13 protein-coding genes are annotated in these 12,481 nt (G+C 61.4%); 8 read left to right on the top strand and 5 right to left on the bottom strand.

The window, feature by feature from the left end; genetic code table 11:
• Positions 1-27: 27 nt before the first annotated feature.
• Together ACWFSR_RS06425 and ACWFSR_RS06420 are read right to left on the bottom strand one after the other, a co-directional pair.
• The gene (locus ACWFSR_RS06425) at positions 28-540 is read right to left on the bottom strand and encodes a hypothetical protein (RefSeq protein ID WP_197105471.1); all 513 of its coding nucleotides are present in this window, start codon (positions 538-540) and stop codon (positions 28-30) included.
• Positions 541-736: 196 nt separating this feature from the next.
• Complete coding sequence (locus ACWFSR_RS06420) at positions 737-3,160, bottom strand: phosphoketolase family protein (protein ID WP_447523437.1); 2,424 nt, start codon at positions 3,158-3,160, stop codon at positions 737-739.
• Between the two features lie 178 nt (positions 3,161-3,338).
• Here ACWFSR_RS06420 and ACWFSR_RS06415 point away from each other — a divergent pair, with 178 nt between their 5' ends.
• A complete protein-coding gene (locus tag ACWFSR_RS06415) occupies positions 3,339-4,034 on the top strand; it encodes a DUF1294 domain-containing protein (RefSeq protein ID WP_447523379.1) in 696 nt (231 codons plus the stop codon).
• Positions 4,035-4,044: 10 nt separating this feature from the next.
• Here the strand turns inward: ACWFSR_RS06415 and ACWFSR_RS06410 are convergent, their stop codons facing one another.
• Complete coding sequence (locus tag ACWFSR_RS06410; RefSeq protein WP_447523378.1) at positions 4,045-4,335, bottom strand: metal-sensitive transcriptional regulator; 291 nt, start codon at positions 4,333-4,335, stop codon at positions 4,045-4,047.
• Positions 4,336-4,832: 497 nt separating this feature from the next.
• On the opposite strand from ACWFSR_RS06410, the gene ACWFSR_RS06405 reads away from it, so the two are divergent.
• From ACWFSR_RS06405 to ACWFSR_RS06375, 7 genes are all read left to right on the top strand, one after another.
• Positions 4,833-6,242 carry an MBL fold metallo-hydrolase gene (locus ACWFSR_RS06405; RefSeq protein ID WP_447523377.1) on the top strand — a complete coding sequence of 470 codons (1,410 nt, stop codon included), beginning with the start codon at positions 4,833-4,835 and terminating at the stop codon, positions 6,240-6,242.
• A gap of 9 nt (positions 6,243-6,251) precedes the next feature.
• Positions 6,252-7,040 carry a sulfite exporter TauE/SafE family protein gene (locus tag ACWFSR_RS06400; RefSeq protein ID WP_447523376.1) on the top strand — a complete coding sequence of 263 codons (789 nt, stop codon included), beginning with the start codon at positions 6,252-6,254 and terminating at the stop codon, positions 7,038-7,040.
• 3 nt (positions 7,041-7,043) lie between these two features.
• On the top strand, positions 7,044-7,571 hold the full coding sequence (locus ACWFSR_RS06395) for a DUF4395 domain-containing protein (RefSeq protein ID WP_447523375.1): 528 nt from the start codon (positions 7,044-7,046) through the stop codon (positions 7,569-7,571).
• A gap of 24 nt (positions 7,572-7,595) precedes the next feature.
• Positions 7,596-7,958 (top strand): rhodanese-like domain-containing protein, encoded by a 363-nt coding sequence (locus tag ACWFSR_RS06390; RefSeq protein WP_447523374.1) that lies wholly within the window; start codon positions 7,596-7,598, stop codon positions 7,956-7,958.
• A 68-nt stretch (positions 7,959-8,026) separates the two neighbouring features.
• Positions 8,027-8,971, top strand: a complete 945-nt coding sequence (locus ACWFSR_RS06385) for an alpha/beta fold hydrolase (protein WP_447523373.1) — start codon at positions 8,027-8,029, stop codon at positions 8,969-8,971.
• A 195-nt stretch (positions 8,972-9,166) separates the two neighbouring features.
• Positions 9,167-10,048 carry an ABC transporter ATP-binding protein gene (locus ACWFSR_RS06380; protein ID WP_447523372.1) on the top strand — a complete coding sequence of 294 codons (882 nt, stop codon included), beginning with the start codon at positions 9,167-9,169 and terminating at the stop codon, positions 10,046-10,048.
• Positions 10,048-11,154 (top strand): ABC transporter permease, encoded by a 1,107-nt coding sequence (locus ACWFSR_RS06375; RefSeq protein ID WP_447523371.1) that lies wholly within the window; start codon positions 10,048-10,050, stop codon positions 11,152-11,154. The genes ACWFSR_RS06380 and ACWFSR_RS06375 overlap by 1 nt, the downstream gene beginning before the upstream one ends.
• On the opposite strand, the gene ACWFSR_RS06370 is transcribed toward ACWFSR_RS06375, so the two are convergent.
• Positions 11,151-12,002, bottom strand: a complete 852-nt coding sequence (locus tag ACWFSR_RS06370; RefSeq protein ID WP_197105461.1) for a M23 family metallopeptidase — start codon at positions 12,000-12,002, stop codon at positions 11,151-11,153. The two genes, ACWFSR_RS06375 and ACWFSR_RS06370, sit on opposite strands and share 4 nt — an antisense overlap.
• On the bottom strand, positions 11,999-12,481 hold the full coding sequence (locus ACWFSR_RS06365; RefSeq protein WP_447523370.1) for an ASCH domain-containing protein: 483 nt from the start codon (positions 12,479-12,481) through the stop codon (positions 11,999-12,001). Before ACWFSR_RS06365 ends, ACWFSR_RS06370 begins: the two co-directional genes overlap by 4 nt.

Here is a 12,481-nt window from a genome sequence, read left to right as displayed (position 1 = left end):
CGCCGAGCCGCCGAGCCGCCTCCGTGCTTACGCGAGGATCGGGATCGTGCCCGTCGCGGTGTACCCCGCGGAGTGCGGCAATGGCTCGCCAAGAACATCCGACGTGTCGTGCGCGATAACGGCCGCTTCGGCAGGAGTCTCGACGTGGGCGTGAATGATCGGAATGGACTCGGTGAGCGCCACCAGGCCGTCGCTGATCGTGACGAGCGGATCGGCATCCGTGCTGGAGAAAATCGGGAACGAACGCCCCTCATCGGGCAAGCGGCGACCACGGCGAATGACCACAATCGTGGCGGCGGCAAGCGGGATGGCGACAGCGCTGGGAGCAGCAACCCAGAACGACGAGCTCATGAGCCCGTAAGCGCCCCACACGCTGTAGCCGAAGACCAACAACCACTGGGTCGTTTCGGAAATACCGGCAAGACGCACCGCGTCGTTGCGGCTCTGCCACGTGATGCGTGCCTGAGGAACCCACATGAGGAACGAGAAAACGGTGCCCGCGAATCCGAGTGCGTTAATAGCGATTTCGGTGATGTTCATACCGGTTGATCTGATCTTTCTGACGGCCTAGGGAAGAACTCCCGAGTGGGCACGATTGCCGGGCATCAACGCGATGTCACGCTCATTCTAAGCACAAATTATGTCGTGCACCAGCACCCCAAATGCGGCACTTTTTCGCTGCTCGCCAGCGTTACAGAATTGCGGTGGACTCGAGGGCCACCGCTCCCTTTGCTCGTCAGGACGCGTTCCACTTCCAATCAGCGACTTCGGGCATGTCTTCGCCGTGTTCGCGGGTGTATTGCTGCGCGTGCAGACGAGTGTCGTGCATCTCTTGCCAGAAGGCAGCATGCCTCGAGGTGAGGCCCGGCACGCGCTCGAGCACGTCAATCACCAAGTGATAGCGGTCGAGGTCGTTGAGCATCACCATGTCGAACGGTGTCGTCGTCGTACCCTCGTCTTTGTACCCACGCACATGCAGATTGGAGTGCCCGGCTCGCTTATACGTGAGGCGATGGATCAGCCACGGATAACCGTGGTGCGCAAAGATCACGGGCTTGTCTGTTGTGAAGATCGCATCGTATTCGGCGTCACTGAGACCGTGCGGATGCTCCGACTCGCTGTGCAGACGCATCAAGTCGATGACGTTGACGACGCGCACCCGCAGCTCGGGGATCCGCTCGCGCAAGATTTGCGCGGCCGCCAACGTTTCTAGGGTCGGGACGTCGCCGGCGCAGGCGAGTACGACATCCGGTTCTTCACCAACGACTTCGGTGCCTGCCCAGTCGAACAGGCCGATGCCGCGCGTGCAGTGCTCGATGGCAGCCGGCATATCGAGCCAGTTGTTTTCGGGATGTTTGCCCGCGATGACGACATTGATTTTGTCGACGGAACGAAGGCAGTGGTCGTAGGTGGCGATGAGGGTGTTGGCATCACACGGCAGATAGGCGCGCACCACATCGGGCTTTTTGTTCATGACTAGGTCAAGGAAGCCGGGGTCTTGATGCGAGGCACCGTTGTGATCTTGACGCCACACGTGCGAGCTCAGCAGATAGTTGAGCGACGACACTGGTCGACGCCACGGGATCGCGTTCGCCCCCTCAAGCCATTTGGCGTGCTGGTTGAACATCGAATCGACGATGTGGATGAACGCCTCGTACGAATTGAACATGCCGTGGCGGCCGGTGAGGAGGTATCCCTCGAGCCAGCCCTGACACTGATGTTCGCTGAGCATCTCCATTACGCGCCCCGCGCGAGCAAGATGATTGTCGGCGTCGATGGGCAGGAACTCGGCATCCCACTGTTTGTCGGTCACGTCGAAGACCGCGCTCAGTCGATTGGATGCCGTGACGTCGGCCCCAAAGATGCGGAAGTTGTCGGGGTTGTCGCGCACCACATCGCGCAGCCACTCCCCTAGCGCGCCCGTTGCCGAGCTAGTCGTTTCACCCGGATTCGGCACGTCAACGGCATAGTCCCGAAAGTCGGGCAGCCGCAACGGTGCTCGCAGGAGTCCGCCATTGGTCACCGGGTTGGCACTCATACGGCGATCGCCAGTCGGCGCGAGCGCGGTAGTTAGCGCGTTCGGTGCGCCACTCTCGTCGAAGAGTTCCTCAGGACGATACGAGGCCATCCATTCGTGAAGCTGCAGGAGGTGTTCCTCGGTATCGCGCACACTCGCGAGCGGCACCTGATGAGAACGCCAGTTGTTTTCGACAGGATGTCCGTCGACCACTTGTGGGCCCGTCCAGCCCTTGGGCGTGCGCAGAATGAGCATCGGCCAGGCCGGGCGCCCCTCGAGCGTTCCCGCCGCCGCATCCGCTTTGATCTGAGCGATGTGATCGACGATGTCATCGAGAGTCGCTGCCATGCGTTCGTGCACGGCGCGAGGGTCCTCGTCGTCAAACCCGCCCGAGACAACGTAGGGCGTATGCCCGTAGCCACGCATCAGGTCGCACAGTTCATCTTCAGGGATGCGGGCCAGCACAGTGGGGTTCGCGATCTTGTAACCATTGAGGTGCAAGATCGGCAGCACGACACCATCACGTTCGGGGTCGATGAACTTGTTCGAGTGCCAGCTCGTCGCGAGCGGCCCGGTTTCGGCCTCGCCATCGCCGACAACTGCCGCGACAAGAAGATTCGGGTTATCGAAGGCGGCGCCGTAGGCGTGCGACAGGGCATAGCCCAGCTCGCCACCCTCATGGATGGAGCCGGGAGTTTCGGGAGCCGCGTGGCTCGGAATGCCACCCGGGAACGAAAACTGTCTGAACAGCTTGCGGATGCCATCCGCGCTCTTATCAATATCGCCGTACGTTTCGCTGTAGGTGCCGTCGAGGTACGCACTCGCGACAACAGCGGGGCCGCCGTGTCCGGGGCCAGCAACAAAGATCGTGTCGGTGTCGCGTTCCTGAATAATGCGGTTCAGGTGAGCCCACACAAAGTTCAGTCCGGGCGTTGTGCCCCAGTGACCGAGGAGTCGGGGCTTAGTGTGCTCGCGGCGGAGGGGTTCACGCAACAGAGGGTTGTCGAGCAGATAGATCTGGCCGACCGCAAGATAGTTCGCTGCTCGCCACCACGCGTCCAGTTGGTCGAGAGTGTGGGGCTGCGCTTCGGCGGCACGAGGGCCACACCAAGGCTGACGGGCGACGGGTTCTTGAACAGGCACGAGATTCTCTCTTTTCTTCACGATGATGTGGTTGAGGTCATCCGTTCGATCGCTACTCAACTCTCGTTGAGGGCGCACCGCCAGTGTAGGAGCAGACCTCAGCTCTGTGGGCCGAATTCAGCGAGTCTGAGGGTACGCCGATACCGCGCACAGCGGCTCAGGCAGTTACCCTCAATACATGAGTTCCCGAAGCGCACGACAGCAGGGTGCGCTGGCGTCATGGAACGACGAACGTGGCTTTGGTTTTATTACCGTTGACGGCCCGAGCAGCGCCAACGGCGCGGGCAGCACTGGTAGCGGCAACCGCACCGGCGAAAGCGTCTTTGCCCACATCTCTGCCTTCCCACGCCGCGACGCCCGCCCGGCGCCCGGCGAACGGGTCAGCTTCACAGTCGAGACCACGAACGACGGTAAGACTCGAGCGCGCAGCATTCGCTACCTCTCCGCTTCAGGCCGCCCCATCCGCGCCCGCAAGAGCCGCCCGGGAACAATGAGTTACGTCGTATTGGCCACCTTCGCGATCGCGATCAGCATCGTCACCGCAATCGGTGCACTCCCGTGGCTCTTCGCAGCGCTTTACCTCGTGATGAGCGTCATCACTTATGCCTCCTACGCCACCGACAAAAAGGCGGCCCAAACTAGGCAATGGCGGGTCACAGAAAGCGCTCTGCTCGGGCTCGGACTCTTCGGCGGCTGGCCCGGAGCCATCGTTGCCCAACAGCGTCTTCGCCACAAAACTCAGAAGCCAATGTTCCGCCAAGCCTTCTGGGGCACCGTGGTTCTCAACATTTTGGTGTTCGCCATTCTGACAACCGCGTTACGCGAACCTGTTATCGAACTCTTTCGCTTGATCGTGACCGCAACCACGCCCTAGCGACCAGCCGTTACGCGAGCGAGAGAAAGAGTTTCTCGATCTCTTCTGATTGAGGCGAGCCTTCGGCATCCGGATTGATGAGGCACTCTTTCATCGCTTCGGAGATCACGAGGAACCCTGCGCGGTCAAGAGCTTTCGAGACTGCAGCCAGCTGGTGCACGACGTCGCGGCATTCGGCTCCCGTCTCGACGGTGGCGATCAGTGCGCCCAATTGCCCCTGAGCGCGACGCAAGCGATTCGCGATTTTCTTTTGCGCGTCGGGATCGGCTACCGACACTGATTCGGATGTGAAGGAATCCATAGTTGTCTCGCTTCTCTCGTGTGAGTTGACAGTTTTGATACCCCATGGGGTATAGTCTGAGCATACCCCCTAGGGTATTGCAACGGATAGCCAATCAACGAAAGCAGAGTTATGTGCAGAGCAGTCACGTGTCGCGTATGCGAGAAAACAACGTGGGCCGGATGCGGAGACCACATCCAGTCCATCAAGCGCAGCGTGCCCGCATCCAACTGGTGCAACGGCAAGCACTCGCAATCCGAGATTGACGCCGCAAAATCCACTCAGGGCGGCTTCTTTGCCCGCCTCTTCGGTCGTTAGGAGACCATATGTGCGCACAAGTTACTTGCCAGAACTGCAGTAAACCCACTTGGGCTGGCTGCGGAGAACACATCGAGGATGCCCTCGCCAACGTTGCCGAAAGCGATCGTTGCCACTGCTAACACGCAGACACCGTTAACGACCCACCGCCGCTAACGCCATCCCTCCCCCGGACATAGCGAACACTCACTGGAGTAAACATGCTTCTCGAACGCATCTATGACACCGACCTCGCTCAGGCTAGCTACTTCATCGGTTGCCAGGCCAAGGGCGAAGCGATCGTTGTTGACCCCCGCCGCGACCTCGACGTTTATCTTGAGATCGCCGCCAAGAACGGGATGACCATCACGGCCGTCACCGAAACCCACATTCATGCCGACTACCTTTCGGGCACCCGCGAGCTCGCCGCTCGCACCGGCGCGGAAATTCTCGTGTCAGACGAAGGTGGCCCCGACTGGACCTACGGAAGCGCTTTCGACGGTGCTGTGCGCATGAAAGACGGCCACATCATCACCCTCGGCAACATCACGCTGAAGGCTGTTCACACTCCCGGGCACACGCCCGAGCACCTCTCGTTCCTGGTGACTGATGGTGCGCAAGCGGACGCTCCCGGTTTCATGCTGAGCGGAGACTTCGTCTTCGTCGGAGACCTCGGCCGACCCGACCTCCTTGACGAAGCAGCCGGAGGCATTGATACCCGTTTCGGCGGAGCGAAAGACATTTTCGCGAGCCTGCGTGACCGCTTCCTCACTCTCCCCGACTATGTGCAGGTTTTGCCTGCCCACGGTGCCGGTAGTGCCTGCGGCAAAGCTCTCGGTGCAATTCCGACAACCACTGTCGGTTACGAGCGCGCGTTCGCGTGGTGGAGCCACTACGTCGAGAACAACGATGAGCAAGGCTTCATCGACGAGCTGCTGAATGGCCAACCGGATGCTCACGCCTACTTTGGGCGCATGAAGGTACAGAACCGTCAGGGCCCGAATGTTATGGGCACCGTTAGCCCGCTGCGTGAATACACGACCGAGGAAGTTGCGGCGGCTCTCGACGCCGACAGCGCCATTCTCATCGACACCCGTCACAACAGCGAAGTTCACCGTGGCACTGTGCCGCGATCCCTCAACGTTCCGGGCCCCGAGAAGGCCGCAAGCTACGGCGCCTGGGTGTACAACCCCGACGCTGAGACGCGGCCCGTCATCCTGCTTGCCGACGACCTTGAACACGCACAAGAGTTGCGCGATCACCTCGTGCGCGTGGGCATCGACACCGTGTCAGGCTTCGTGACGACCCTCGATGGACTCAACCTTGTTGTGCCCGAGCTCGTCGACCCCGCCACCCTCAATGACGTTGATCGCGTGCTTCTGCTCGACGTTCGCAACAAAACCGAGTTCGCCGAGGGACACATCCCCGGAGCAGAACAACTGAGCGGCGGCCGCGTCATGTGGTCGCTCGACCAGCTCCCCCACGAGGGAACCATCGTGACGTATTGCCAAAGCGGAGTGCGCAATAGCGTGGCCGCGAGTGCCCTGCGCCGCGCGGGCTACCACGTTGCCGAACTCGATGGCTCGTACCTTGGTTGGCTGGCAACTGCCAGCGCAGTACCCGCGGTGTAACGCGCCCTCATGGAGCCGAATCTGATTATCGCGCTGGCCCTCGCCGTGCTCGTGGGAGTTTCTCTCGGGATGCTCGGCGGGGGCGGCTCGATCCTCACCGTGCCGATCCTCACCTACGTTGCTGGCTTTGAGCCGCAGCAGGCGATCTCGGCTTCACTATTTATCGTGGGCGTCACGAGCGCTGTCAGCGTTTTTCATCATGCTCGAGCAGGGCGCGTTCGCTGGCGTACCGGATTAATTTTCGGCGTCGCTGGAATGGCAGGCGCTTTTGCCGGAGGCATCGTCGGCGGCTATATCCCTGGCACAGTGCTGATGGTGCTCTTCGCCGCCATGATGGTCGCCACCGCGACGGCCATGATCCGCGGGCGAAAGAAAGTACCGGCAGGATCAATTCACGAGCCCACACAGCTCCCGGTCATCCGCATTATTCGAGACGGCTTCTTCGTCGGCATCGCCGCCGGGCTCGTGGGTGCTGGGGGCGGCTTCCTCATCGTGCCCGCGCTCACTCTTCTCGGCGGGCTTCCGGTGGCGGTCGCCGTGGGCACCTCGCTGCTGATTATTGCGATGCAGTCGTCGGCAGGGCTCGTCGCCCACCTCTTTACCGTTGAGCTTCCCTGGCCAACCATCCTCGCGTTCACCGCGATCGCCGTAGCGGGCTCGTTTGTGGGTGCAGCGCTCGCGGGGCGCATTCCCGAAAGCGCTCTGCGCAAGGGATTCGGAATCTTCGTTCTCGTGATCGGAGCCTTCGTTCTCGTGCAAGAAATCCCGCAGTTTATTTCGCTCGTGACAGGAGCGTGACCGGTGTCGACCACCACGCCAACTAAAGCTCCCACCATCGGCTCCATTGTCGAGGGCTACAGCATCCCTGTCGTGAACGAGCGCGCAGTTCGCGTGGCTGCGGGCATGCTCCTTATTGGCGGTGCCGTCTCGATCGGCTTCGCGATTGTCGAGCATTCTGCGGTGCCGCTTCGCCCCTTCGGAGTGTTCTTCATGATGGATATGCTCCTGCGCGTCACGGTGGGTGATCGCTGGTCACCCACACTCGCGCTTGGTCGCCTCATCGTTCGCACGCACGAACCGAACTGGGTCGGCGCCCCGCAAAAAGAGTTCGCTTGGTGGCTCGGTTACGGTCTTGCGCTGATCTCCTGCGCCGGCATGGGGGTGCTCGGCGCTCCGCTCGAAGCGACCCTCGCACTCTGCAGCCTGTGCCTCACCATGCTGTTCCTCGAAGCCGCTTTCGGCATCTGCATTGGTTGCTCGCTTCAACGCCTGCTTTCGAAAACTCCACCCCAATACTGCCCAGGCGACACGTGCCGGGTTTCCGAATAACCACTCGTTCCACAAGGAGAAATAATGTTCCGTCCCCTCACCGCTCTCGCCGGTTCCCTCGTCGTGCTGGCTTCGATTGCCGGATGCTCGGCCGCAGGCGATTCCGTCGAACTCAGCGCTGACACCATCCTCATCGACGTTCGCACCCCGGCCGAATATGCGGCAGGGCATCTTGAGGGCGCTAACCTCCTCGACCTCAACGGAGGCGAATTTGCTGCAGCACTTCCCAGTCTCGACCCCGAGGCTGAGTACGCCGTCTATTGCAAGTCAGGCAACCGTTCAGGTCAGGCCGTCGCGCTGATGGAAGATGCGGGCTTCGAGAACGTTATTGATCTCGGCTCCATCGGTGAAGCAGAAGCATCCACCCAGATCGCAGTTGTGCAGTAACTCAACTCCATCCGTTCGTGGCCGCACATTCAAGCAATCGATGGATGCTGCGGCTCCGAACCACTGCGGTGAACACAACGCCCGCTTCCAGTACGCACTTCAGCGCCGACAACCGATTTGACCGCGCCACCGCGGGGTTTTCCCGCGTCGTGGTGCCCACCGCTCTCGGCGACGTTGTTGTGCACGTGGATCCGAATGCAGCTGCGCGCTCCGATACCGCCACTGTGCTTCTCCACGGTGCCGCAGGTTCGTGGACCACATGGTTGCCCCTCATCCGCGCCGCTCACAGCGCGCACGAACCATTGCAGAATGTGGTTGCGATCGATCTTCCCGGCTGGGGTGAGAGCGGAAGTGTCCGCCCTGGTACCTCGGTCGAAGACATGGTGGATGCAGTGGCCCACGTCACGAGAACCCTCGGCTTTGCGAGGTGGAACGTCTTCGGTCACTCTCTGGGAGGGCACCTTGCGCTCACGCTGGCGGCTCGGTATCCGGAGCGCACGTTGAGCGTGACGGCCATCTCGGCGACCGGACCTGGCGCGCTGGCGGTGCTGCGGCATCCGATTCGGCGTTTCACCGTTCTGCCGCTGTTGGCAGGGATGCTCGGTGCCATGCGGTTACTTTCCGCGCTCGGTCCTGCCGGACGAGTGGTCGTGCATGCGTTGCACCGCATGAGACTCCTCGCACCGCTCAGTGCTCCCCTTTTTGAGAACCGACGTGAGCTCGACAGTTCAGTATTCGATTCACTCGCCGCCGAAATCCGCCCGCGCTCGTTCGTTCAGGGTGCTGAGGCTGCGGCCCGTTACGACGAGCGAGAGTGGTCGAACATTGAGTGCCGCGTCACGCTGGTTCGTGGCGAACGAGACGCTTTTGTGAGCGCCACTGACGATGTCTGGTTTGCGAAAGCACTCCCTCATGCCACCCAGCAGGCGCTGGCGAATGTCGGCCACTTTGCGCACATAGAAACTGTAGGAGTGCGAACGTCGACTCCTCGGTCACGACAACTGGCTGCGTAGCGCAGGCTTGCAGCACTGCAGCACTGCAGCACTGCAGCACTGCAGCACTGTGGCAGTCTGCAAGAGAGGATCACGCGCGGTGTCGCTGAGATCAAGCAACTCGGTGCGATGAAGCACCGCGAGGGAGCACCTCTCAGTCCTGCGAGTGGCTAGCGTTGTCGGTAGTTAGTTTTTCTGTGGATAAAGGCGGTACTGGTGCTCCAACTCGACAACATCACCAAGAGCTTCGGGGTGCGCCCTGCACTCGACGGGGTGACCTTTGCCGTGCGCGATGGGCGCATGACGGGTTTCGTTGGTGGCAACGGCGCGGGCAAAACGACGACCATGCGCATCCTGTTGGGCGTTCTCAATGCGGATGCCGGTGAGATTCACCTCGACGGCAACCCTCTGGGCGCAGAACAACGGCGTCGTTTCGGCTACATGCCCGAAGAACGTGGGCTGTACCCGAAGATGAAGGTGCGGGAGCAGCTCGTCTATCTCGCTCGGCTCCATGGCTTCACGCAGGCCGCGGCTGGCCGCAACGCTGACAGCCTGCTTGAGGAACTCGGCCTCGGTGAGCGTCGCGATTCCACCCTCGAGAGCCTCTCGCTCGGAAATCAGCAGCGCGCGCAAATCGCAGCATCTCTCGTGCACGAGCCTGAAGTACTCGTGCTCGATGAGCCGTTCTCGGGGTTGGATCCCCTCGCCGTCGACACAGTCGTAGAGGCGCTCAAGCAGCGGGCGGCATCCGGCGCATCGGTGTTGTTCTCCTCGCACCAACTCGAAATCGTTGAGCGGCTCTGCGACGACCTAGTCATCATTGCGGATGGCAGCATCCGGGCATCCGGAGAACGCGAAGCTTTGCGCACCCAACACTCGGCACCGCGCTACGCCATCGCGTGCAGTAGCGACCTCGGCTGGCTTCGCGGCGAACCCGACATCACTGTGGTCGAGCTCGATGGCGGCCGCGCCACTTTCGATGCTGCCGAGCCCGCCGCGGCGCAGCGCGTCTTACGACGGGCACTCGCCGACGGCGACGTCACCTCTTTTTCGCCTCAGCGCGCATCCCTCGCCCAAATCTTCCGAGAGGTCATCTAATGAACGCCACTACTGCTGACCGCCGCTCCCCCCGCTTTGCGCACTCGGTAGCGCTTGTGGCCGAACGAGAAATCACCACACGACTGCGCTCCAAAAGCTTCCTCATCACCACCGGCATCCTGCTCCTTCTCGTTCTTGGCGGAGTGATTGCCGGCGGAATCATGTCGAAGAGCGTCTCGACCACGCCGGTGGCCGTCGTCAGTTCGGTGTCGTCCGAACTCTCGAACATCCCCGGACTCGAGATTACGGTCGTGGACAACCGCACTGACGCCGAAGCCCTCGTCACCGAGGGAACCGTGGATGCCGCGGTCGTGCCATCGGAGGATGGCTCCACGATTCCCGTTACCGTCATCGCCGCAAGCGATGCGCCGTCGTCGCTCATGCAGGGGCTCAGTGTGAGCCCGGAGCTGATCCTCCTCGACCCGAGCGACACGAGCTACCTTCTGAGCTATCTCGCTGCGTTCGGCTTCGGCATCATCTTCTTTGCTTCGGGCATGACGTTTGGCCCGATGATCGCCCAGAGCGTTGTGGAAGAAAAGCAGACACGCATCGTGGAGATTCTGATGTCGGCAGTGCCCGTTTCGGCGCTCATGGCCGGAAAGGTCATCGGCAACTCGCTACTGGCCTTCGCTCAAATCATCGCGATTGCGGTGCTGGCGATCGTCGGCCTTTCGGTCACCGGCCAGGCTGAGCTGCTGGCACTTTTGGGCGCACCGCTGCTGTGGTTCGTCGGATTCTTCATCATCGGCTTTATTCTGCTCGCGGCTCTGTTCGCCGCTGTTGGCGCCATGGTGTCCCGTCAAGAAGATCTGGGAACAACGATGACGCCCGTGACGATGCTCATCATGTTGCCGTACTTCGCAATCATCTTCCTGCACGACAACCCCGTCGCTCTGACGATCATGTCGTACGTGCCGTTCTCTGCACCGGTGGGGATGCCGATGCGCCTCTTCCTCGGAACCGCCGAATGGTGGGAGCCACTAATTTCCCTCGCGATACTCGTCATCACGGCCGGGCTCGCCATTCTTCTGGGCTCGCGCATCTACAACAACTCACTGCTGAAGGTGGGAAGCCGGGTGAGCTGGGCTCAGGCCATCAAGGGCTAACGAACGGTGATGTGCTCGTTGTCTGCCGGCATCGCGTCGCGCTCTTCTGATTCCTCGTCAACTGACACGGAACCGAAAACCATCGGTATTCCGTGCGCGGTCCAGACAGAGGCGCGATCCATCAACTGAGCGTGCACGTGGGGCTCGCTGGAGTTGCCTGAATTTCCGCAGGCGCCGATGGGCTGACCAGCTGTGACCCTATCGCCAACACCTACGATCGCTGATCGCTGCTTCACGTGGGCAACGAGGGCGAACACCCCGTCATCACCACGAATGGTGATGGTGTTTCCCACGATGAAACGCGGGCCGCCTAGTTCTCTGAGCGTGCCTTCGACCATCATGTAGCCGAAACCAAGCAGTGATGCACGGGCTCGGTGGTCTCGCTGCGAGTCGGCAACACGCACCACGACCCCGTCGATCATCGCTCGTACCGGCTCGCCAAACGCGGGATATTCGGTGGGGTATCGCAACACGATCCCGGTGCCGAACTCGGGCCTCACACGATCTGCGGGGTCGCAGACGAGGTCAACAGCGTGCGTCTGGCCGTAAGCGCGAACCCCGTGGCTTGGAACGCGCGTTGCGGGACTGTTCAATGCCATCCACCGGCCGGTCACCGGCGACGTCACTGTCCGTGGCTCCCACGTGGGCAGGAGTTTCACCCCGGGAATGACCACGGCGAGAACGAGCAGCATCCCCAGAATCCCCACCAAGGGCAGCACCGATGCCACCGTTTTTACCGGGACAAACGGAATAACCTGGGCGCCAATTGTGCCCACAAAGATCGCAATAACCGACACGAAGAGCAGCACGCCCCGCGCCCGGTAAATCGCACTGATCAGCCCATTCATAGCGTTGCTTTCTTTGCCGTGGATGCGCTCGTGCGCGCCTCTGAATTACCGGCGGTTAGCTGGCGAACCACTCTGAATCTCTCCAGCACCACGATGGTGTCATCGTTAACTGTGAACGCTGGGTCGCCGAGGTACGCACGCATGTCGTCGCCGTGCCAATAGCGTTCGTGACCAGCGCGCCATTGCGCAACCGAGGAATAGCCTTCGCCTTCTTCACGAGCGTGCTCCCACCCCACGTCGGCAAGCCGCCTCTGCTCGACAGCCATAATTTCGATCACGGCAACGGGGTCGTCTTGCGAATCCACCACAGCGTAGCGCTCCCCTGCCTCAGGCAGAGGGTCGTTTTCTATGCCGTATTCCACCAGAGTCGACGTCGTCGACGTTTTCTCTCCGGCCAGAATGGCCGCCACCAATGTGTCGCGCATCGGCCCGGGAAAACCGAATTCTGAGCGCGGCAAATCGCGCTCGTTGCTCGCCAC

This window comes from Salinibacterium sp. NYA9b (genome assembly GCF_976973725.1).
Note: the sequence above shows the minus strand (reverse complement) of the source record. Positions and strands in the feature narration are given on the sequence as shown.

Excerpts from the sequence above, each read along its gene's own strand:
- ACWFSR_RS06425 (WP_197105471.1), bottom strand. The coding sequence starts at position 540 with ATGAACATCACCGAAATCGCTATTAACGCACTCGGATTCGCGGGCACC.
- ACWFSR_RS06415 (WP_447523379.1), top strand. The coding sequence starts at position 3,339 with ATGAGTTCCCGAAGCGCACGACAGCAGGGTGCGCTGGCGTCATGGAAC.
- ACWFSR_RS06410 (WP_447523378.1), bottom strand. The coding sequence starts at position 4,335 with ATGGATTCCTTCACATCCGAATCAGTGTCGGTAGCCGATCCCGACGCG.
- ACWFSR_RS06405 (WP_447523377.1), top strand. The coding sequence starts at position 4,833 with ATGCTTCTCGAACGCATCTATGACACCGACCTCGCTCAGGCTAGCTAC.
- ACWFSR_RS06400 (WP_447523376.1), top strand. The coding sequence starts at position 6,252 with ATGGAGCCGAATCTGATTATCGCGCTGGCCCTCGCCGTGCTCGTGGGA.
- ACWFSR_RS06390 (WP_447523374.1), top strand. The coding sequence starts at position 7,596 with ATGTTCCGTCCCCTCACCGCTCTCGCCGGTTCCCTCGTCGTGCTGGCT.
- ACWFSR_RS06375 (WP_447523371.1), top strand. The coding sequence starts at position 10,048 with ATGAACGCCACTACTGCTGACCGCCGCTCCCCCCGCTTTGCGCACTCG.
- ACWFSR_RS06370 (WP_197105461.1), bottom strand. The coding sequence starts at position 12,002 with ATGAATGGGCTGATCAGTGCGATTTACCGGGCGCGGGGCGTGCTGCTC.